17 protein-coding genes are annotated in these 22,313 nt (G+C 42.8%); 11 read left to right on the forward strand and 6 right to left on the reverse strand.

The window, feature by feature from the left end; all coding sequences use genetic code 11:
• Positions 1 to 100: 100 nt before the first annotated feature.
• Positions 101 to 1,072: a DMT family transporter gene (locus MN199_RS05945; protein WP_335738755.1), complete on the forward strand. Its 972-nt coding sequence runs from the start codon at positions 101 to 103 to the stop codon at positions 1,070 to 1,072.
• 21 nt (positions 1,073 to 1,093) lie between these two features.
• On the opposite strand, the gene MN199_RS05950 is transcribed toward MN199_RS05945, so the two are convergent.
• Positions 1,094 to 2,941, reverse strand: a complete 1,848-nt coding sequence (locus tag MN199_RS05950; protein ID WP_335738756.1) for an ABC transporter ATP-binding protein — start codon at positions 2,939 to 2,941, stop codon at positions 1,094 to 1,096.
• A gap of 197 nt (positions 2,942 to 3,138) precedes the next feature.
• Here MN199_RS05950 and MN199_RS05955 point away from each other — a divergent pair, with 197 nt between their 5' ends.
• From MN199_RS05955 to ydiJ, 4 genes are all read left to right on the forward strand, one after another.
• Positions 3,139 to 4,977, forward strand: coding sequence for a cation:proton antiporter (locus tag MN199_RS05955; protein ID WP_335738757.1), 1,839 nt, complete (start codon positions 3,139 to 3,141; stop codon positions 4,975 to 4,977).
• A 174-nt stretch (positions 4,978 to 5,151) separates the two neighbouring features.
• Positions 5,152 to 5,733 carry a GTP cyclohydrolase II gene (gene ribA, locus MN199_RS05960; protein WP_132583409.1) on the forward strand — a complete coding sequence of 194 codons (582 nt, stop codon included), beginning with the start codon at positions 5,152 to 5,154 and terminating at the stop codon, positions 5,731 to 5,733.
• Positions 5,734 to 5,805: 72 nt separating this feature from the next.
• Entirely contained in the window at positions 5,806 to 6,279 is a 474-nt protein-coding gene (locus tag MN199_RS05965; protein ID WP_132583411.1) for a YehS family protein, read from the forward strand.
• An 87-nt stretch (positions 6,280 to 6,366) separates the two neighbouring features.
• Positions 6,367 to 9,405: a D-2-hydroxyglutarate dehydrogenase YdiJ gene (gene ydiJ, locus MN199_RS05970; RefSeq protein ID WP_335738758.1), complete on the forward strand. Its 3,039-nt coding sequence runs from the start codon at positions 6,367 to 6,369 to the stop codon at positions 9,403 to 9,405.
• Between the two features lie 92 nt (positions 9,406 to 9,497).
• Here ydiJ and MN199_RS05975 read toward each other — a convergent pair whose 3' ends face one another.
• On the reverse strand, positions 9,498 to 12,056 hold the full coding sequence (locus MN199_RS05975; protein ID WP_335738759.1) for a TonB-dependent receptor plug domain-containing protein: 2,559 nt from the start codon (positions 12,054 to 12,056) through the stop codon (positions 9,498 to 9,500).
• A gap of 217 nt (positions 12,057 to 12,273) precedes the next feature.
• On the opposite strand from MN199_RS05975, the gene MN199_RS05980 reads away from it, so the two are divergent.
• Both MN199_RS05980 and MN199_RS05985 read left to right on the forward strand, forming a co-directional pair.
• Positions 12,274 to 12,837 carry a GNAT family N-acetyltransferase gene (locus MN199_RS05980; protein ID WP_335738760.1) on the forward strand — a complete coding sequence of 188 codons (564 nt, stop codon included), beginning with the start codon at positions 12,274 to 12,276 and terminating at the stop codon, positions 12,835 to 12,837.
• Between the two features lie 14 nt (positions 12,838 to 12,851).
• Positions 12,852 to 14,189, forward strand: a complete 1,338-nt coding sequence (locus MN199_RS05985; protein ID WP_335738761.1) for an NAD(P)/FAD-dependent oxidoreductase — start codon at positions 12,852 to 12,854, stop codon at positions 14,187 to 14,189.
• 35 nt (positions 14,190 to 14,224) lie between these two features.
• On the opposite strand, the gene MN199_RS05990 is transcribed toward MN199_RS05985, so the two are convergent.
• Positions 14,225 to 16,555: a TonB-dependent receptor gene (locus MN199_RS05990; RefSeq protein WP_335738762.1), complete on the reverse strand. Its 2,331-nt coding sequence runs from the start codon at positions 16,553 to 16,555 to the stop codon at positions 14,225 to 14,227.
• A 177-nt stretch (positions 16,556 to 16,732) separates the two neighbouring features.
• On the opposite strand from MN199_RS05990, the gene MN199_RS05995 reads away from it, so the two are divergent.
• From MN199_RS05995 to MN199_RS06010, 4 genes are all read left to right on the forward strand, one after another.
• Positions 16,733 to 17,371: a LysE family translocator gene (locus MN199_RS05995; protein WP_335738763.1), complete on the forward strand. Its 639-nt coding sequence runs from the start codon at positions 16,733 to 16,735 to the stop codon at positions 17,369 to 17,371.
• 103 nt (positions 17,372 to 17,474) lie between these two features.
• Positions 17,475 to 18,389 carry an oxygen-dependent tRNA uridine(34) hydroxylase TrhO gene (gene trhO / locus MN199_RS06000; protein ID WP_335738764.1) on the forward strand — a complete coding sequence of 305 codons (915 nt, stop codon included), beginning with the start codon at positions 17,475 to 17,477 and terminating at the stop codon, positions 18,387 to 18,389.
• Between the two features lie 163 nt (positions 18,390 to 18,552).
• A complete protein-coding gene (locus tag MN199_RS06005) occupies positions 18,553 to 19,101 on the forward strand; it encodes a cytochrome b (RefSeq protein WP_472511582.1) in 549 nt (182 codons plus the stop codon).
• A gap of 15 nt (positions 19,102 to 19,116) precedes the next feature.
• Positions 19,117 to 19,686 carry a YceI family protein gene (locus MN199_RS06010; RefSeq protein WP_335738765.1) on the forward strand — a complete coding sequence of 190 codons (570 nt, stop codon included), beginning with the start codon at positions 19,117 to 19,119 and terminating at the stop codon, positions 19,684 to 19,686.
• A gap of 61 nt (positions 19,687 to 19,747) precedes the next feature.
• On the opposite strand, the gene MN199_RS06015 is transcribed toward MN199_RS06010, so the two are convergent.
• The 3 genes from MN199_RS06015 to nrdB all read right to left on the reverse strand — a co-directional run bounded on the left by MN199_RS06015 (position 19,748) and on the right by nrdB (position 22,266).
• A complete protein-coding gene (locus tag MN199_RS06015) occupies positions 19,748 to 20,803 on the reverse strand; it encodes a tetratricopeptide repeat protein (protein ID WP_335738766.1) in 1,056 nt (351 codons plus the stop codon).
• A 69-nt stretch (positions 20,804 to 20,872) separates the two neighbouring features.
• Positions 20,873 to 21,130, reverse strand: a complete 258-nt coding sequence (yfaE, locus tag MN199_RS06020) for a class I ribonucleotide reductase maintenance protein YfaE (RefSeq protein ID WP_335738767.1) — start codon at positions 21,128 to 21,130, stop codon at positions 20,873 to 20,875.
• A gap of 5 nt (positions 21,131 to 21,135) precedes the next feature.
• Complete coding sequence (gene nrdB, locus MN199_RS06025; RefSeq protein ID WP_335738768.1) at positions 21,136 to 22,266, reverse strand: class Ia ribonucleoside-diphosphate reductase subunit beta; 1,131 nt, start codon at positions 22,264 to 22,266, stop codon at positions 21,136 to 21,138.
• Positions 22,267 to 22,313 lie beyond the last annotated feature (47 nt).

Below are 22,313 nucleotides of genomic sequence, written 5' to 3' on the forward strand. Positions count from 1 at the left end.
TGTCGATATTTAGCATTGAATTGCAGACAAGCTTAGATGAAATAGAGGAAAATGATAGGGTTTTTACTGATCTCAGTAATACTACCATTGGAACCACATTATGCATCAAACCACAGGTAAAAGCTTAGTTGGCCTTTTGCTGGCTTTAACCACCGCTATTTTATGGGGCATGTTGCCGATTGCACTTAAGGTGCTGCTAGATGTTTTAACCGCGAATACGATCACGGCAATACGTTTTTTAGTGGCGGCAGTTATGGTAGGTATTTGGCTTGGTGTTGCCGGCAAATTACCGAAAATAACATCACTGGCCAAAGCTAACGTTAAAACCTTAATGTTTATTGCTATTGCCGGCCTATTGTCTAATTACATTATGTATTTAAGTGGTTTAAATTATTTAACGGCTGAAACGGGGCAGGTGGTTATTCAATTAGCACCGTTTTTAATGATGATTGGTGGCGTGGTAGTGTTTAAAGAACGCCTTTTGTTATGGCAACAAGTTGGCGCCTTACTATTGGTTATTGGCCTATTGCTGTTTTTTAATGAGCGTTTAGTACAGCTTGTTACCCAAGCCAGTAACGAAACGGTTGGTATACTATTAATTATTGCCGCCGCCATAACTTGGGCCGCGTATGCGTTGGCGCAAAAGCAATTACTCGTGCATTACAGCTCAAAGCAAATTATGTATTTGCTGTATGCCGCGGGCACTATTGCATTTTTACCGGTGGCAGATTATGCACCGCTACTTACGATGAGCGTTTTACAATGGTCATTACTAATTTTTTGCTGCCTGAATACCGTTGTCGCTTATGGTGCATTTGCCGAGGCATTACATCACTGGGAAGCATCAAAAGTGAGTGCGGTATTGGCTATTACGCCATTATTTACTATTTTCTTTGCACAGCTATTAGGTTGGCTGTATCCGGGCTTTTTAGCGCCGCAAGCGTTAAATCTTTGGTCGTGGCTTGGCGCTGCGTTGGTGGTACTAGGTTCAGCGCTTACCGCACTGGCGCCGCAGTTTGTTGAGTATCGTGCGGCGCGTAAAGTGCGTAAGTTACAACGTGACGTGTTTTAAGCTAGCGGTAATTCAATAAACTTACTCGACACCAATGAATCCACCGGTTTGATGCGCCCATAATTGGGCGTATATACCACCCGAGGCAATTAACTCGTGATGGGTGCCTTGTTCAACAATATTGCCATGCTCTAACACTATTAACCGATCCATTTGTGCAATAGTGGATAAGCGATGGGCGATAGCAATAACAGTTTTACCGGTCATGAGTTTATTTAAACTCGCCTGAATGGCGGCTTCTACTTCAGAGTCTAATGCTGAGGTGGCTTCGTCTAAAATAAGAATAGGTGCGTTTTTCAACAATACCCGCGCAATGGCAATACGTTGGCGTTGACCACCCGATAGCTTAACGCCGCGTTCACCCACTTGCGCATCTAAACCACGGTTGCCTTTAGCGTCAATTAGCTCGGCAATAAACTCGGTTGCTTCGGCTTGCTCGGCTGCTAATAACAATTCAGTTTCAGTAGCGCTAGGTTTGCCATAGCTAATGTTGTCGCGAACTGAGCGATGCAGCAACGATGTATCTTGGGTTACCATGGCGATGTGCTGACGTAGGCTTTCTTGGCTTACCAAACTTATGTCTTGGCCATCAATTAAGATTTTCCCGCTTTCTACATCATAAAAACGCAGCAGTAAATTAACTAAGGTGGATTTACCTGCGCCCGAGCGGCCAACCAAACCTACTTTTTCACCCGGTTTAATGTTTAACGTAAGCTGTTGCAGCACTGAGGTCTTAGTCTGATCTGCGGCCGCTTTGCCGTAATTAAAGCTAACATTGTCAAAGCTAATTGCACCTTGTGTTATCTGTAACGGTTTGGCGTTTGGTACATCCACTACCTGCGCAGCTTGAGACAGCGTCGTAATACCATCGGCCACGGTGCCAATGTTTTCAAATAAGCTGCTTATTTCCCACATGATCCACTGCGACATGCCATTTAAGCGCAAGGCTAAACTCACGGCTATGGCAATGGCGCCTACGCTTATTGCGCTGTCGGTCCAAAGGTAAATAGATAACGCCGCAATACTAAATACTAATAAATAATTCAATGTTTGTACCGATACGCTAAGCCCCGTTGCCAAACGCATTTGCCGATATACAGGTTTTAAAAATACTTCCATGCTGTCTTTAGCGTAGGCTTCTTCACGATTGGTATGAGAAAACAGCTTAATAGTTGAAATATTGGTGTAGCTATCAACAATACGGCCGGTCATTTCTGAGCGCGCATCTGCTTGGCGGGTAGACGCGGCTTTTAAACGCGGTACAAAATAAAACTGCATCCCAATATAGATAACAAGCCAGCCCAACATTGGCAAAATTAAACGTAAATCGGCCTCAGCAATAAAAAACAACATTGAGCCAAAATACACCAATACATATACCATCACATCAAGCAGTTTCATTACGGTTTCGCGCACCGCTAACGACGTTTGCAACACCTTGGTTGCTATACGGCCGGCAAAATCATTTTGATAAAAACTGATACTTTGGCGCAGTAAATAACGGTGTGCTAACCAGCGGATTGACATCGGGTAATTGCCCAACAAGGTTTGATGCACAATTGCGGCATGAAAAAAGCTTAGTGCTGGTAAAAGAATAACCGTTACTATCGCCATTTTTATTAGAGTAGCACGCTCGGCAAGAAACAAACTTTGCGGGTCATTTTTTACCAGCCAATCAACCAGCTGACCCATAAAGCTAAATAATGACACCTCTAGAATAGCTAATAACGCGGTGCTTAGAGACATTAAAAGCAGTGAGGTTTCCATGCCCTTGGTGTAATGCCGACAAAATGCCCAAATACCTTTTGGTGGTTGTGTCGGTTCGGTTGCAGGAAAAGGTTTAATAATACGTTCAAAAAAACTCAACATAACAGGCTCAAAATAACGGCAAATAGGCGTATATTGTACCTTAGTTATTTAAAAAATCCTGTTCAGCACAGCCTGTAGTTTGGTATTAGTATCGAATAATATTGGGATTATTATTTTCGCTGTGTATTATTGTGCGCTTGTTTGTATCGGCGCCAGTGCGTTATTTAATTAGATTGTGAATTTTTAACAGGACACTCATGGAAAAAATTTCTGCCACGTTGGCACTGCTTGGTATTTTGTCCCTGTTTTGTCAGTGGCTAGGTTGGAAGCTTAGACTACCGGCCATTTTACCCTTATTAATTGCCGGCCTAATACTTGGCCCGGCGTTAGGCGTTTTAAACCCAGATGAGCTATTTGGTAATTTGTTATTTCCTATTATCTCATTGGGTGTTGCCGTCATTTTATTTGAAGGTTCGCTAACGCTAAATTTTAAGGAAATAAAAAACCACGGCCGAATGGTCACCAGTTTAGTTACCGTTGGTGCAGCGGTTACCTGGGTATGCGTAACTTTAGCGGCGTATTGGTTAGTGGGTTTTAGCTTTGAAATTGCCATGCTGTTTGGTGCTTTAGTAGTCGTTACTGGGCCAACGGTAATAGTGCCAATGCTGCGCAGTGTTAAGCCTACGTCTAAGCTTGCCAGCATTTTACGCTGGGAAGGTATAGTAATAGATCCGTTAGGTGCGCTACTTGCAGTGTTGGTATTTGAGTATATTGCTTACTCATCTGAGTCTGGCAATCATGTACTCATGGCGCTGGGCTTAATGTTATCGGTTGGCTTTGGTTTAGGTGCTTTGTCGGGTTATGTTGTCGGTACGGTGCTGCGTAAAAATATGCTTCCGCATTATTTACAAAATACCGCCGTGTTAACCATCGTTTTAGCGGTGTTTGTTGGCTCTAACTTATTACGCGAAGAGTCGGGTTTATTAACCGTTACGGTAATGGGTATTTGGCTAGCGAATATGCGCGGTGTTGATATTGCCGAAATCCTAGAATTTAAAGAAACCCTTACCGTATTGCTTATTTCTGCACTCTTTATTCTGCTCGCGGCAAGATTAGACTCTAGCGCGATGTTAGATTTAGGCTGGGGTGGGCTTGGCTTGCTGCTGGTAGTAATGTTTATTGCTCGGCCGCTTAGTATCTGGATATCAGCAATTGGTTCCTCGTTACAAAGTAACGACAAGTGGTTTTTAAGTTGGGTAGCACCACGGGGTATTGTTGCTGCCGCGGTATCTTCTTTATTCGCCATCAAATTAGAAAACTTAGGCTACGAAGGCGCGCAGCATATCGTACCCTTAGTGTTTTTAGTTATTATTGGTACAGTGGTAGTGCAAAGTTTAACTGCCGGTAGATGGGCTAAGTGGTTAGGTGTGGCTGCGGGCTCAAACCAAGGTGTACTTATTTTTGGTGCATCACCTTTTGCTAGAGATTTAGCAAAGGTGCTACAAGCTAGGCAGTTTCGTACTGTTTTGGCTGATACCAACTGGGACAATATTCGTTTAGCCCGAATGGATAATATACCGGTCTATTTTGGTAACCCTGCGTCAGAACATGCCGAGAACTATTTAGATTTAACCGGCATTGGCCGTGTGTTTATTATTTCACCATACCGTCAAATTAATCCGTTAGTTAGTTTTCATTTTCAAGACGTGTACGGTATGCACAAGGTGTTTAGTTTAAATAGCTCAGAAGCATCCAGTGCGCGCCATCAAATGTCAGAAACCCATGTTAAGCAGCTTAGTTTATTTGGCGAGCATGTGTCGTACGCGAAGCTATCAAGTTTAGTGGCAAAAGGTGCAGTAATAAAAACCACCAATATTACTGAAAACTTTACTTATCAGCATTTTGTTAGTCGTTATGGTGATGGGGCGTTACCTCTACTGTATATCAAAGATAAAAAAATACAGGTTATTACCGGTAATGCCGGCGTTGCCACCATACCGGCAGATGTTGAATTAGTAAGCTTAATTTCTGCTCACGCTTTGCAAGAGGCCAAAACGGCCAGTCAAACGCAAACCGATACAGCAAAAACCACGTAATAATAACGGTGTTAACAGGTGCGTGTAGCGGCAAGCTTGTGATATTATAACAACCTTGCCGCTATAGCATAGTTAACCGCGACATGGGCAGTAGTGCATTGCCTTGAATTAACAGCATAGCCACCCAATAAAGGCTGGGCTGTAACTTTCGCAGACGTTATCTGAGAAGTCATAATGAAATTAAAACTTGTAACCTCAACGTTATTACCAACGCTTTTTGCCGAATTTCGTCTCCATGGTTTTGAGGCGCCAAATGGTAAAGAGCATGTCGCATTGACGTTGGGCGATGTAACTACCGATGAGCCAGTTTTAGCTCGGGTTCACTCAGAGTGTTTAACTGGTGACGCATTATTTAGCTTACGCTGCGACTGTGGTCCACAATTAGAAACGGCAATGCGCAAAATTGCCGAGCAGGGCCGAGGCTGTATTTTATATCTACGCCAAGAAGGCCGGGGTATTGGCCTTATTAATAAAATTCGCGCTTATGCAGAGCAAGATAAAGGTTTAGATACGGTAGAAGCTAATGAAATTCTTGGCTTTTTACCCGATATGCGCGAGTACGATATTGCCGCAGATATGTTTACCCAGTTAGGTATCAAACAAATTAGATTATTAACCAATAATCCGCGTAAATTAAAAGCGTTAACTGATGCTGGTGTTAATATACTAGAACGTGTGGCGCACCGCGTAAAAACCACGGCGCATAGCCATCGCTATTTGGCCACCAAAGCCAGTAAATTGGGCCATTTACCTTAACCGTATTTATGTAATAAGTAGCGTGTTATTATCGCTATTAGCGTTTATTTTATTTTTCAACAGGACATTAACTTGACTAACAATGACGTGCTGCGCAGCCTGCGCTACAGCCTTAACGTGCACGACCATGGCATGATTGCTATTTTTGCGCTTACCAAGGTTACCGTAACCAAAGAGCAGGTTGTCGCCTGGTTAAAAAAAGATGAAGATGAAGGTTTTGCACCGATCAGCGATGTGCTAATGGCTAGTTTTCTTAATGGCTTAATTATTCAGCGCCGTGGGGCAAAGGATGATGTAATTCCTGAACCTGAAAGCGTGTTAAATCATAACATTATGCTACGTAAGCTTAAAATTGCTTTTGATTTAAAAGATGACGACATTATTGCCTTATTGCAAACGGTCGATTTTCGTTTAAGTAAGCCAGAACTTAGCGCATTTTTCCGTCGCGCGGATCACAAGCACTATCGCGCTTGCCAAGATCAAGTATTACGGTATTTTTTAAAAGGTATTCAGTTAAAACTTCGGCCAACCGAAGCCTTAATTTAAACACCACGTTAAGAGCATAAATACCGGTTAAATCTCTCTTCTAGTTAATGTTATACTACAGACACTTATTGCCGAGTGTCTGTAGTTATGATCCCAAAGCTTAATCCTGAATTAGCGCTGGATGCCAGCATCGTTGCCTTTAGTAAAGCCTTAGTCGCTGCAGGTTTTAATGGCGATATTGAAACCAGTTATGGCAGTCGTTTAGCGGTTGCTACTGATAACAGCGTTTATCAAGCGTTACCGCAAGCGGTAATACTGCCCAGGTCAACCGATGATTTGGTTATTTTAACCTCACTCGCACAAACCTCTAGTTTCTCACATATTAAATTTAGCCCTCGCGGTGGTGGCACCGGCACCAATGGCCAGTCATTAACTGAGCACGTTGTGGTCGATTTATCACGCCATATGCGCAACATTTTAGATATTAATGTGGAGCAGCGTTGGGTTAGGGTGCAGGCTGGCGTGATTAAAGATCAACTTAATGCTTTTCTAAAGCCTTATGGCTTTTTCTTTGCTCCTGATTTATCCACCTCTAACCGCGCTACCATTGGCGGTATGATTAATACTGACGCCTCAGGGCAGGGCTCTTTGGTCTATGGTAAAACCAGTGATCACGTATTGGCGCTAAAAACCGTACTTATTGACGGTAATGTATTAAAAACCCATAAAATGCCGACCTATGAAGCCGAACATCGCGCTGAAATGCCCAATAGTATTGGCCGTATTTATCAACAAGTGCTGCATAGTTGTCGCGAATTTAGGCCGCAAATCTTAGCTAAGTTTCCAAGGTTAAACCGATTTTTAACTGGCTACGATTTAGAACATGTATTTAATGATGATCTAAGCGAGTTTGATTTATCGCGCATTATTACGGGTTCTGAAGGTTCGCTAGGGTTTGTGGTTGAAGCCAAGCTAAATATTACGCCGATTGCTAAGTATAAATGCCTCGTTAACGTTAAGTACGACAGCTTTATTAGCGCATTAAAAAATGCGCCCTTTTTGGTGGCGGCAGAGGCGACTTCAGTTGAAACCGTTGATAGCAAAGTACTTAATTTAGCTCGCAGCGATATTATTTGGCATCAAGTAAAAGACTTAATCACAGATGTACCCGGCATTGAAATGCAAGGTCTGAATATGGTTGAGTATAACAGCGAACAACAAGCTGACATTGAGCAAAAAATTGCCGAGCTTACTACACGACTAGACACAGCAATAGCCGATAAAACTGACGGTATTATTGGCTACCAGCTAACGTATGATAATACTGCCATCGGCCATATTTATGCGATGCGCAAAAAAGCAGTAGGGCTGTTAGGCAATACTCAAGGCCGACAGAAACCTATTGCGTTTACTGAAGACACCGCCGTACCGCCAGAGCATTTAGCTGACTTTATTATTGAGTTTCGTGCATTACTAGACAGTCACAACCTGCAATACGGTATGTTTGGCCATGTTGATGCTGGCGTACTGCATGTTAGGCCAGCATTAGATTTATGTGATCCTACGCAGGAAGCCTTGCTTAGAACCATTTCTGATCAAGTGGTTGCTCTAACCGCAAAGTACGGCGGTTTAATGTGGGGCGAACACGGTAAAGGTTATCGTAGCGAATATAGCCCGGCATTTTTTGGCGAAGAGTTATTTACTGAACTGAGAAAAATTAAAGCTGCGTTTGATCCGCGTAATCGCGTAAACCCGGGTAAAATTTGTACGCCTTATTATAGCGCCGAGCAATTAGTGTCGGTAGACGGCGTTAAGCGCGCCTATTTTGACCGGCAAATACCCATAGCGGTAAAAGACAGTTTTGACAGCAGTTTGAATTGTAACGGTAACGGCTTGTGCTTTAATTACGAAGAAAACTCACCGATGTGTCCGTCAAGCAAAGTAACCAAAGACCGGCGCCACAGCCCTAAAGGCAGAGCCGGGCTGATGCGCGAATGGTTACGCCTAGCGGAAACCTCGGGTGTCGACGTACTGGCAACAGAACAACAACTGCTCACACAATCCGGTGGTATAAGCACATTATGGCAGCGGATAAAAAACACCTTAGCCAAGCGCCAAGGCGAAGCCGATTTTTCGCATGAAGTTATGGAAGCAATGGAAGGCTGTTTAGCGTGTAAAGCCTGCGCTGGGCAATGCCCAATTAAAGTTGATGTACCTTCGTTTCGGGCACGTTTTTTACAGCTGTATCACAGTAGGTACTTACGGCCAACTAAAGATTATATTGTCGGCAATATTGAACGCACCGCGCCGTTACTAGCAAAAGCGCCGCGCTTAGTTAACTTTGTACTAAAACGTAAACTAACCGCAAAGCTGTTAGCAATCAGCGTTGGTTATGTTGATACTCCGTTATTATCAGTACCAACATTAGCACAACAGCTTAATAAGCGTTTTAGCTTTAATTTGGCTGAATTAGAGCAACTCGATGCAGCAACTCGGCAAAAAACCATCTTATTAGTGCAAGACCCCTTTACTAGCTTTTATGAAGCAGAACTGGTGGCCGATGCGCTAAATTTATTAGAGAAACTTGGTTTTAAGCCCATATTGTTGCCGTTTTTACCCAATGGTAAACCGCAGCATGTTAAAGGTTTTTTACGGCAGTTTGCTAAAACCGCTAATAATGCGGCACAGTTTTTCAATAAGTTACACACGCTAGGCTTACCTATGCTTGGTTTAGATGCCTCTTTAGTGTTGGTGTATCGCGATGAATATAACAAAGCTTTAGGTAATAATCGTGGTAATTTTAACGTGCAGTTATTGCATGAATGGTTAGTAGAGCAAACGTTACCTAAAGCAAACACGACCGAAGAGTTTGCTTTACTGGCGCACTGTACGGAAAAAACCGCATTACCTGCAACAGAGAAGGCATGGCAACTCATTTTTGCCAATGTAGGTTTAGCATTAAAGCCTATTAGCGTTGGTTGCTGTGGCATGGCCGGAACCTATGGCCATGAAGCGCAAAACTTAGAAAATAGTAAAGCGTTATTTGATATGAGCTGGCGAGCCCCTGTTGAGCAATATAGCACCAGCAAAATATTGGTGACGGGGTTTTCGTGTCGTAGTCAGGTAAAACGCTTGGTCGGAGATAAACCCAAGCACCCGTTGCAAGCACTATTGGCGCTGTTGTAACTAGAAACGCTAATATTGTGTGGCTAGCAAAGAAAACCCGCTGAATTAGCGGGTTTTTTATCTTCTGATTTTAGGTTAATGTTACCTACTTATTAGAATTTATACGTACCTTTTAAGTACCAATAACCACCGTTAATGCCCATAGGTGAGGTTTCATAGTATTTAGCACCTAATTCTTTGCTCCACGCATCTGATAATTTTTCAGGTTCAGTGTTAAACAAATTTTGTGCGCCAGCGGTAATCGCAAAGTTATCGTTAATGTAGTAGCTTACTTCAGCATCAAAGGTTACTTTAGCACTTGCATCTGTGGTGCGAGTGTCATCATCTGCAGCAACACCCTGATAGGTGCCATAGTAGTTAGAACGGACAAATAACGACCAATTATCCCAACTTTGTGACCAAGTAAAGGTAGCACGATGTTTCGGTAAATCATCTTCTAAACGCGATACCCTAAACTCGCCTGTAATATCGGTAAAACGAGTTACTTCGGTGTCATTCCAGTTATAGGCTAGGGCAAAGCTACTGCGACCTTCGAACAGATCCATTGAGTAGTTGGCAACAAGATCAATACCTTGGGTGCGGGTGTCAAAATCGTTAGTTAGGTAAGTAATACTGGTTAACGAATCAATACCTTGTACACCAGCGGCTTTTAATGCGGCAATTTCGGCTGCAGTTACTTCAAACGCATCTGACTGACTAATACGACCATCAACGTCAATTAAATAATAGTCGGCGGTAATAAAGAAATCGTTACCAGTATAAACTACGCCCATCGCGTAGCTAGTTGATTCTTCAGGCTTAAGTTCTGTTGCACCTTTTAATATTGCGACAGGGTTGGTAGGTGGCAATACACCAACATCGAATAACTTACCTTGACTGGCTTCGGTGCGCACGTTACTCACGTTAGCTTGGCCCACGGTTGGCGCTCTAAAACCAGTGCTATTTGATGCACGTAATGACCAGTCTTCATTAATACGATATTGGCCGCTAAGTTTATAGTTCGTGGTGGTACCAAAGCTGTCGTAATCTTCAAACCGCAGTGCCAATGCAGTAAGTAAATTTTCAGTAACATTGGCTTCAACATCAATATAGGCCGCATAGTTACGACGAGTTGACACTCCAGCATTTTGCGGTTGAAAACCAGGAAAACCGTTTGAACCGTTACTTAAGCCTTGATCAATATACGGCCCAACTTCCCATGATGCTTGTTCACCAGCCACAATTTCAAAGCTCTCTTCGGTCCACTGGGTACCAAAAGCGATGGTTAAGTCTTCATATAAACCTACCGGTAAATATTTAACAAAGTCTGCGGTAAAGGTTTTTTCTAACTGGATGTATTTACCGGTTTCAAAGTCGGTAGGCGTATTTGGCCCTAACGACGCGTTAACCGAATTAAATAGTTGGAATGTTGACTCGCTGCGGCCTACAACTCCGGTAAAATCATATAATATGCCATTCAAAAAGCTGTTTTTAAATTCACCCTTAGTGCCAATAGCTAACGATGTATCGGTGATATTACCGCCTAAATTAGGCGTAAAGCCGCCAGGGAACATGGAGAAAAAGGTAAAGCAATTATCGGGTAACGCGTTAACCTGAGCGGTAATTTGCTGATGATTAAGGCCAGAGATCGGCACATTAGCGCAGCCGCCAGCGCCGGACGTGTCAACAACTTGCAGTGTTTCACCGTCATCATTTGAAAACACGCTGGCACGGTTGTGTGGGTTGCGATAATAAAAACCACCACGTACATCACGCTCTGAATAGTTACCAAACATATAGGCTTCGCCGCCATTACCTAAATCAAGACCCGCATTAACAAAAATACTGATATCGTCTTTAATTTCTGGCGAGCCCCAAACTTGGGCAAGTGGAGCGACTGAAGTATTGCCGTTATCGATCAATTCTTGCGCATCACTACGTTGTACGCTGCGACTGGTAGCATCAACATTTTTATATTGCATGCTCGCATTAACAAAACCGTCTTTAGTTAGCGGCATACCAATGTTGGCTGAAAGCTCGGTAGAGGCACCATCGCCAGCGAAGTATTCACCTTGTTTTACTTCAATTGAACCACCGTCGGCGGAGTCTTTTAAAACAAAGTTAATTACACCCGCAATGGCGTCCGAACCATATTGCGCTGCAGCACCGTCGCGCAATACTTCAACTTGCTTCATAGCAATGCCTGGAATAACAGATAAATCAGGCCCTTGTGCGCCGTCGTTAATGCCACCACCTAAAAATGAGATAACCGATGCGCGGTGGCGACGTTTGCCGTTTAACAGGACTAAGGTACTGTCCGAAGATAAGCCACGTAAGTTGATCGGGCGGATTAGCGAGCCAGTATCACTAATGGGCTGGGTGTGTACGTTAAGTGACGGCACAGTGGTGCTAATTAAATTTAGCATGTCGCTATTACCGTTTTTGTTGAGCTCTTCGCCACTAATAATATCAATAGGTACTGGAGAATCGCCAATAGAGCGGGGTGCTGAACGCGTGCCGACAACGGCTATTTTTTCAACGGCTTTTTCTTTGGCTGTAGTTGATGCGGGCTGTTCTTGTGCCACCGCAACGCCAGCGCTAATGCACAATGATGCTGCTAAGGCGAATTTTACCGACCTCGCAACCGGATTATAATTGTTATGTTTTATCATATAGATTTCCTGGAATTTAGTAGTTGTTACCTGACGCTTATATTATTTTTGTAACGTCTCTGTAACCTTATTTGATAACACGGTTGTTGTCTATCGCATATTTAGGTAATTACATCGCTATTTTCATCTTGTCGCAGTAACTTTAGTTACTAAAATGCATTGCCAATAATCCTTGGCTGTTTTATAACAGGCAAATAAACCGTATTTAGGTATAAAAATGCAGTATCTGGAATTAAGCGAAAATTATTTCTCTGCTGTTGTTGCACTGGCCAATTCAATTCATGGCGATAACTATTTATCTTTAGCTCAATTACAACTCATGCAGCTGCAAGGGGTAAAACAGGGGGTAAATGCCAGTTTTATTGCTATTGATCGCGATCGAGTTGTTGGCTATCGGCTTAGTTTTTCGCCAGAACAGTGGCAAATTGATCACTGGTGCAGCGAAGGCAGTTGGCCAGTAGTTGTAAAACAGATGGCCTATTTTAAATCGGTTGGCGTAGTAGCAAGTTATCGTGGTAAAGGCGTGGCAAAAAACTTATTACGCCTCTCAATTCAAGCCTTACAACAACAAGGGGCAACCGCAGGTTTAGCCCATATTTGGCGTGAAAGCCCAGGCAACACCGCTCAGTTATATTTTACTAAAGCTGGAGCTAAGCTTATTAATATTCACCCTGAGCGTTGGCGGCATTTATCAGAAACATTAGGCTATAACTGCCCACGTTGTGGCCAAACTTGCCTTTGTAGTGCTGCCGAAATGGCACTGCTATTTGCTGAACTTTAGTTAGGCCGCCTCTAATGTACGATCCCTTAGTTGACCCATATATTGGCCAAGATGTGGCTTATCCAACCTCATACTGGGCCGATAATACAGAACATATAACGCCCTTTACCCATTTACAACACAGTATTGATACTGATGTTGTCATTATTGGTGCAGGTTATACTGGCCTTAGTTGCGGTTATCAGTTAGCTAAACAGTTTTCCCGTGACGTTGTAATACTAGAAGCAAATAAAGTGGGTTGGGGCTGCAGTGGGCGTAATGCGGGGTTTGTACTACGAGGCACTGGCCGGTTAGGTCTTGCTCAATTACAACACAAGTTTGGTATTGAAACCGCAACGTTATTTCATCAAGAATATGGCGCTGCCATTGAAAACGTTAAGCAAATGATAACTGCCGGAAATATTAGCTGTGAAATGCAGCAATCAGGTTATCTTAAAATTGCTCATAACCTAAAGCTGGGTGCTGAGTTGCCAGCGCAAGCTGAGTTTTTACGCCGACAATTTGGTTATGACGTCCAGTATTTGTCTGCTGCCCAGTTGCATGCAGATTATATGCATAACCATCAAGCCTTTGGCGCTATTCGGTTTCCTGATTGTTTTGGCGTTAACCCGCTGGCTTTGGCACAAGGTTATGCACAGCTTGCCAAGCAAAGCGGGGTAAATTTATATACGGGTACGCCAATGCAAAGCTGGGCTCGTAGTGCTAATGGCGGTTTTACGGTGCAAACCCCAAGCGCAACTGTGCGTTGCAAGCAGTTAATTTTCGCCACTAATGGTTATACGGCAAAAAACTTATTCCCACCGCTAAACATGTCTTGTCTACCGGTGTTAAGTAGCGTAATTGTTACTCAACCGCTTAGTGCTGAGCAGCTTAAATTAAGCGGCCTTAACCATACTCAGCTGGTGATGGATACGCGTGCACTAAAATATTACTACCGCAAGCTACCGGATAATAGACTGCTGTTTGGTGGCAGAAGTGCGGTATATGGCAAAGATGCGGAAAAGGCAATTTATCCGGCCCGTTTGCTTGGCGCATTAAAAACCTGTTTTCCGATGCTAAGCGAGCTTCGCTGTGATTATCATTGGAGTGGCTGGGTGGCGGTGTCTTATGATGATTTACCGCGGGTATGCCAAGCACAACCCAATATATTTTATGCGGCAGGTTACTGTGGTAGCGGTGTATCTTTTAGCACCCAAGCTGGTAAGCGTTTAGCACAACTGGCAATGGGAGAACCCTTACCGGCATTGCCGATTTATCAGTCTGCGTTACAGCCATTTCCACTACCAGCACTGCGTCGTGTTGGTCAACAAGCCTATTATCAGTGGGGTCGTTTTAAAGATCGCTTTTTGTAATAAACCCCGCTATTAGCAGCGGGGCTTAGCTATTACTAAAACTTGGCGCGCAAGCCCAGCGTTATAGCACGGCCGGGTAATGGCGCATCGTCTTTAATAAATGAGCTATGCACAAAACCCAGCTTATTAGTTAGGTTAGTGCCGCGAGCAAACAGTGTGACATCAACTGCTGAGAAGTTAACATCATAATTAAGGTTGGCATCAAGCAGCGTATACGCAGGGGTTGATGTTTCATTAACGGCTAGTTTAGTTTGGCTACCATAATGGGTTACTCCCACATCCGCACTCCAACTTAGGCCAGTATATTGATAACCTAAACCTAGTTTATACGGTGGTATTCTTGGTAAATAATCGCCGTTATCTAGCTTGGCACGCACTGTGTCAGCAAAAACATTTAACGCCTGAGCGCTGTCTAATTGATAACGGGCTTCAAACTCCATACCGTACAACGTGGCATCATGCTGCTGATATTGATATAGCGGAAAGCTATCGTGATGCTCGTGATCGTGCTCATCGTCAACATGGTCGTGTTCGGCCTCAAGATCAGCCATAGTTAGCCCTGTATTAGCCTGATATAGGTAGTTATGTACCTTGTTGTAGAAAAAATTATAGGTAAAGGTTAAATCATCTTTAAAATGCCGAAAGGTTAGATCGATGTTATTTGCCGTTTCTTTTTTCGCTTTAGTATCAATATATGCAAGCTCGCCGGCATTGATTGCATACTGTAATCCTAGCTCGTAACTGCTCGTTGCAATATGTGCACCGTTAGCATAAAGCTCGGCTGCCGATGGCGCGCGCTCTGAGCGGCTGTAGGCTAATGCCCAAGAGAACCCCGGTATAAACTGCCATACGGCACCAGCTGATACACTCGACGCAGTAAATTGGTCGGAAACATGAGCAATGGTAAGTCCATCGGCTAAGGTAATGTGGTCAATGTCATGTTTGGTGCGCTCAATTCGACCGCCAAACTGCAAGCCAACCTGACCTATTTGTTTTTCTTCCATCACAAAAAGGGCGTGCGATAAACTATCGCTATCTGGGGTAAAGGCTTCTTCGCCAAACGCACTGTAATTTGACTGTTGTAAATGATAACCAAACAAACCATGCCAACCATTAAACGTTTCATGCTCAAGTGTTAAGCGGCTTTCTAACGCTTTGTTTTTAAATGTAGTACCTACTGTGCCAGCTTCTATTTCTTGGTGTTGATAATCAGTATAAGCGGTATTAATCGACAGAGTTTCAATGCCGTTAACGGGGTTATACCATTCACCAGCAAGGCTAATACGATTTTGTTTTAATGCCGCAAAAACACCGTCATCTTCAGTATGCGGCTCGGCATCGGCTTCTTCAGCGTGATGATGATGCCCAGGAATACCGTAATCTGATTCTAACCGACCTATGCTGATACCAATTAAACCTTGAGCACCAATGTAGCTTAAACCAGTATTTAACGCTTTACTGTCTAGCCAAGAGTTCTCTAATGAGGTAAGGCTTTCACCCTCATCATTAGTAAAACGGGGTACGGAGTAATCTGACGTTTTACGATTAAAACCATCAACATGCCAAGCAATATTATTAACACTACCTTCGTGGTTTAGGGCCAGTGATTTTTCTGCAGCTACGTCGGCATATAGCGCTTGAACTTGCGTTTCACTTTGTTGGCGTAATTGACGCGGAATACGGTTATCAACCACGTTAATAACGCCGCCAATAGCACCGCTACCGTATAATAATGTAGCAGGGCCGCGTAGCACCTCAATTTGTTGCGCAGTTAGGGCATCGGCACTAATAGCGTGATCAGGTCCAACGCGCGACACATCGGCGGTATCTAAGCCGTTATTAAGCACCCGTACGCGAGGGCCATCCAAACCACGGATCACCGGGCTTGAGGCAACAGGGCCATAATAATTAGCGTGTACACCTGGCTCAAATTTTAAGGTTTCGCCAATGGTTGGTTCGGTTCTACGCTGTAACTCTTCACCCGATAAAACCGATACCGGAGTTACCATATCTAAGGTGTTTTTATGAATACCCGACGCTGATACCACAATGCGTTCGATGCCGCCTTTAGTTAGCGATACGCTCAGCTCTAATTGCTCAGTGGTTAATTTAATATAGCTATCGCCATAGCTGGGTGCATCAATATGTAACTCGGCATCGGGCTGCGCCTCAATGCTAAACCTACCTAAAGCATCGGCATAAACATATTGCTGGCGGCCGTGAATATGTACCCGAGCATTTTTTATCGGCTCACCTTGTTGATCGGTAATCACGCCACGATATTGTGCAGCTTGCACCTGGCTGGTAAAAATGAAACCTATACTTGCCGCTAACAGGCTATAACGAAGTAGAGAAGAATTACGCACAAAAACACCTTTTTAAAATTCTGATATGTGATGTTATAACATTCTACGCAATTTATGCCTCACTGCAAGTAGGAATATGTAAAAAAAGTTCAATAGGGCAGCTCACGCGATTAATCACTAGCGTTATTTGAGATTAGGTTATTAGAATACAGCTTTTATATTTATGGATTAATACTGATGAGTTTTTGGCCTGAGTTTTTATTAATTGCCGCTGTGCATTTAATGGCTGTTGCAAGCCCAGGGCCCGATTTTGCCATTGTGCTGCGCTATGCCGTGCGCTTTGGTCGACGCCAAGCACTAGCCGCGAGTATAGGTATTGGTGTGGCAATATTGCTGCATGTCACTTGGTCGTTAGTGGGTATTGCGGTACTTATTCAAACCACGCCTTGGCTATTTAAAGTATTAAGCGTCTGTGCGGCAATTTATTTGGCTTACATTGGCGTAATGGCATTAAAAAGTTCAGCACCAACAAGGGTGCAAACCAACACTGCAGATACGCCAGCGCCAATACCGTCCATTAAAAAAGCCTTTATTGCTGGCTTTATTACCAACGGTTTAAACCCTAAAGCAACGCTATTTTTTCTATCATTATTTGCCGTTATTATCTCGCCACTTACACCGTTGTCATACAAGGTTATTTATGGTGTTTATATGGCTTTTGCTACTGCAGCATGGTTTTGCATGTTATCGCTGCTGCTAACCCATGAAAAAGTAACACGGTTTTTATTGCAAAAAGGCTATTGGTTCGACCGTGTTATGGGGCTGGTTTTATTGGCATTAGCGGTGCATTTAATTATCAGTAGCGTTAATAGTTAATGCCAAGCTTATTACAACCTTTGCTACAAGGGATCAGCAACGTTATAATGCCGCCGATTTTAATTGCCCCGAATTTACGGTTCGGCTTTGCAAGAGGTTACTTATGTACGTAGTTGCTGCTTTATATAAATTTGTTTCGTTACCCGATTATGTCAGTTTACGCGATGCGTTATATGACGCAATGGTTGCTAATAATGTTAAAGGCACGTTATTGCTAGCTGAGGAAGGTATTAACGGTACCATTTGTGGTAAACGCGAGGGTGTCGATGCAGTTAAAGCTTGGTTAGACGCTGACGGCCGTTTTAGCAATTTAAGCTATAAAGAGTCGTTAGCTGACGAGCTAGCGTTTTATCGTACCAAGGTAAAACTGAAAAAAGAAATTGTTACCATGGGTGTTCAGGGTATAGATCCGGCTCAAATTGTTGGCACCTATGTAAAAGGTGAAGACTGGAACGAGCTTATTTCAGACGAAGACACCATTTTAATTGATACGCGTAACGACTATGAAGTAGCTATTGGCAGCTTTAAAAATGCGGTAAACCCCAACACTACAACGTTTCGCGAGTTTCCGCAGTGGGCCGCAGATAACCTAGATAAAACCAAACATAAAAAAGTCGCTATGTTTTGTACTGGCGGTATTCGCTGCGAAAAATCAACCGCGTTTTTAAAAGAACAAGGCTTTGAGCAGGTATACCATTTAGATGGCGGTATTTTAAAGTACTTAGAAGAAATGCCTGAAGAGCAAAGCCTATGGCAAGGCGAATGCTTTGTTTTTGATCAGCGAGTAGCCGTTAAACATGGTTTAGAGCAGGGCAGTTATGATCAGTGTTATGCCTGTCGTATGCCGTTATCGGTCGAAGAGATGGCTGCAGATACCTATGTTAAAGGCTTAAGCTGCCCACATTGCCATGACAAAACCAGCGAAGAACAAAAAGCGTCATTTACCGAGCGACAACGCCAAGTTGAATTAGCCAAACAACGTGGTGAAAAACATATTCGTGATGGTAAGTTTGAATAACCGTGTTTATCACGACATTTAAGCCAGCATTTAGCTGGCTTTTTTATTAGCTTAAATTAACGATAAAACTTAAACCGTTCTAATAAATAGAATTATAAGTCCGTAATAATCCCATTTATCTTTAGTTAAATTGGTGTATTATAAAATTCTACAGGAGCTAATTATGCTAAAAAACAGTTCGTCACAATATGGTTTAGTTAGTGTGTTGATACACTGGTTGATGGCGTTAGTAGTATTTGCTTTGTTTGCTGTTGGCTTTTGGATGGTCGACTTAAATTATTACAGTGAGTGGTATCGCACTGCGCCTTATTGGCACAAAAGTGCAGGCATACTGCTAGCTGCTGCTTTAGTGCTGCGCTTAATTTGGCGTAGGATTAGCCCGCCGCCATTACCTCTAGCAACGCACCAGCGCTGGGAACGGAAACTTGCACAAGCAGTACAGTTTTGTTTATACCTAGGGTTGATAATACTATTTATTAGCGGTTACTTAATATCGACCGAAGATGGTAGAGCAATCAGTGTTTTTGCTTGGTTTAACGTGCCTTCGGCCGGGGCATTATTTGCTAATCAGGCTGATATCGCGGGTATTATTCATCAGTACACAGCGTACAGTTTAATCAGCTTGGCGGTATTACACGGCTTAGCTGCACTAAAGCATCATGTTGTTGATAAAGACCATACGCTTAAACGTATGTTTGGACATAAACCTTAATAGCGGAAACCTATAATGAAAAAATTATTATTAGCTACATCTATCACTGCAATGATGGCAATACCAGCACAAGCTGCCGACTATGTTATTGATACTCAAGGTGCTCATGCTTTTGTACAGTTTAAAATTAGCCACTTAGGATACAGTTGGCTACATGGCCGTTTTAATACTTTTTCTGGTGATTTTAGCTATGAAGCAGATAAGCTTACCGATGCGAAAATTAAGCTAACTATTGATACTACCAGCGTAGATTCAAACCATGCCGAGCGCGATAAGCACTTACGCAGTGCGGATTTTTTAAATGTAAGTAAGCACCCTAAAGCCAATTTTGTCAGTACTAAAATTGTGCCTAAAGCCGGCAAAGAGTTTGATTTATACGGTAATCTTACGCTAAATGGAGTAACTAAAGAAGTTGTCATTGCGGCTGAGAAATTAGGTGAAGGTAACGACCCTTGGGGTGGCTACCGAGCGGGTTTTGCCGGAACCACTACGCTAACCTTAAAAGACTTTGCCATTAACACAGATTTGGGCCCAGCCTCAACCACAGTGCAGCTTGAATTAGTGGTTGAAGGTGTTCGCAAATAATTGTAATCCGTACTTTTATAAAGCTTTTATAAAATAAAATTAGCTAAACAGCAGGCAAGTGCTAACTTTCCTGCTGTTTTTCTATTGGGTTACCAGTAGTGTTTTGCTCTACTGGGATAGCTTCTGGCTCTAGCGGTTTAGTGTGAGCTTCTTTAGATTTTATGGCGCTCGTTAAACTTAATAAAATAAGATTAAATTCTTCATCCGCCACCTGTACGTTAGTTAACTGACTCACCAACAAATTGGCTTCGTAGTTATCGCCTGTGCGGTACATTAATTGTGCCAGCCTTAGGGTTGCCCAAGGCAAGGTTTTGTTTTCACTATCGTGATAGAACTCTAAATACTGCTGTAGGGCACTAATACCCTGAGTGGCATCTTGATCCGCAACTACCGCCAAACGACCAATGTGATACAGCGCATTGTATTTATCGGTCATATCGGTAGCGTATTCCACTACCAAGCGATAACTAACAAAAGCATCATCATAAGCCGCTAATTCATTTTCTAACTGAGCTTTACGTACTAACAGCCTAGCTACAGGTGGGTTTGGCATCATACTGTTTAGTAATGCCAAAGCTTCCGTTGGTTTTTTATTATTAATAAGAATACGGCTTTGTGCCAATAACCCCTGGGCAGGGCTATCTATTGCCAGCTGCTTTGCCATAGTTTCTGCTAGCTCTTTATCGCCACCCGCAGCCGCCGGCGCAATGCTATAAAAGTCGACTAATGCTTGACGGGCATTGAAATGATCAGGCTTTAAACTTACTGCTTTTTGTAATAAAGCTACGCCGCGACTTGCGCGCTCTTTTGCTGAGAAAATATTACCATTGCTCGCTAAACGAATTTTACTTAAACCAGCTAAATAATTGAGTTCACTGTTATTAGGAAACTGCTCAACGGCAAAGTTTAATAAGGTATTAGCATCTTCTAACCGCTGCTGACTAATTAACGCTTTGGCATAAATAACTAATAAGCCATCTTGCTGTTTATAATCGGGCTGTTTGACCAGTTGATGCTCTAATTCAGTAAATTGAGATTTAGCTAATAATTGTTCGTAATGAGAGAAATCTGCAGTAGTTAAACTCGAAGCAGCAAGTAATAACAACAACGCCTTCATTAATCTGCTCCATTTAAGTGGGATAGGGTATAGCTAGTCTGCTCGATAGCGTACGAAATTACCATAGCGTTAGGGAATTTCAATGTCGATATCTGTCAGTGGAATACTACAGCAGGGGAGAAACTCATTTTTACGAACAAAGGCGAGCGGTTCGTTAATGTAACTGACTTCACCACTCAATAGCTTGCAGCGGCACGCACCACAATAGCCTTCGCGACAATTAAAATTAACCTGCAGTTTTTGCTGCTCTAACGCATTAAGTAAGGTGCGCTCGCTACCATCAAAATTAAAATGGACGTTTGCACCTACTTTAACCTGCTGGGGCATAATGCTTAAAGATCAAAATCGCCGAAGTCACTACCATCAACTTCATTGTCGATTTGCCCAACTAAATATGAACTAATTTCAGTTTCTTGTGGCGCAACCTGTACGTTGTCAGATACCAACCAGGTATTAATCCATGGGATAGGGTTTTGCGTAGTCGAGAATATGGATTTTAAGCCAATTGCTTGCATTCTGCTATTAGTAATATATTCGACATATTGACACAAAATGTCTTTATTTAGGCCGATCATCGAGCCATCTTTAAATAAATATTCTGCCCAATCTTTTTCTTGCTCAGCAGCTTTACGAAAAATAGCGTAGGCATCTTCTTCACACTCTTTAGCAATAATCGCCATTTCAGGATCATCATCGCCGGCAGCCATAATATTTAAAATATGCTGCGTACCCGTAAGATGCAGAGCCTCATCACGAGCAATTAAGCGAATAATTTTTGCATTACCTTCCATAAGCTCGCGCTCGGCAAACGCAAAGCTACAGGCAAAACTAACATAAAAGCGAATAGCCTCTAGCACGTTAACCGACATCATACATAAATATAAACGGCGCTTTAGCTCGCGCAGGGTAATGCTATATTCTTTACCATTAATAGTGTGTGTACCTTCACCACAGCGTTGGTACAAGTTTATGCCATCTATTAGGTGATCGTAGTAACGCGTTACATCTTCGGCGCGTTCTAAGATTTTCTCATTCAACATAATATCGTCGAATACTTTGTGCGGTTCAGAAGTAATATTGCGCACGATATGGGTATAACTGCGGCTATGAATGGTTTCACTAAACGCCCAAGTTTCAATCCATGTTTCCAGCTCAGGTAGCGATACGATGGGTAAAAAGGCAACGTTAGGTGAACGCCCTTGTACTGAATCGAGGAGTGTCTGGTACTTTAGATTGCTAATAAAAATGTGCTTTTCATGCTCAGGCAGATTTTGATAATCAATTCGATCTTTACTTACATCAATTTCTTCCGGACGCCAAAAAAAGCTCAATTGCTTTTCGATCAGTTTTTCAAAAATCATATGCTTTTGTTGATCATAGCGCGAAACGTTTACCGGATTACCATAGAACATAGGTTCTTTCATCTGGTCATTCATTTGTCGGTTAAAAGTTGTGTAAGCCATTGCCACTTATCATCCTAACAAGGTTTAAAATAAATACGCGTTACCAA

Origin of the sequence: Rheinheimera metallidurans, assembly GCF_036983985.1 — a bacterium.
GTDB classification, from domain to species: Bacteria; Pseudomonadota; Gammaproteobacteria; order Enterobacterales; family Alteromonadaceae; genus Alishewanella; species Alishewanella metallidurans.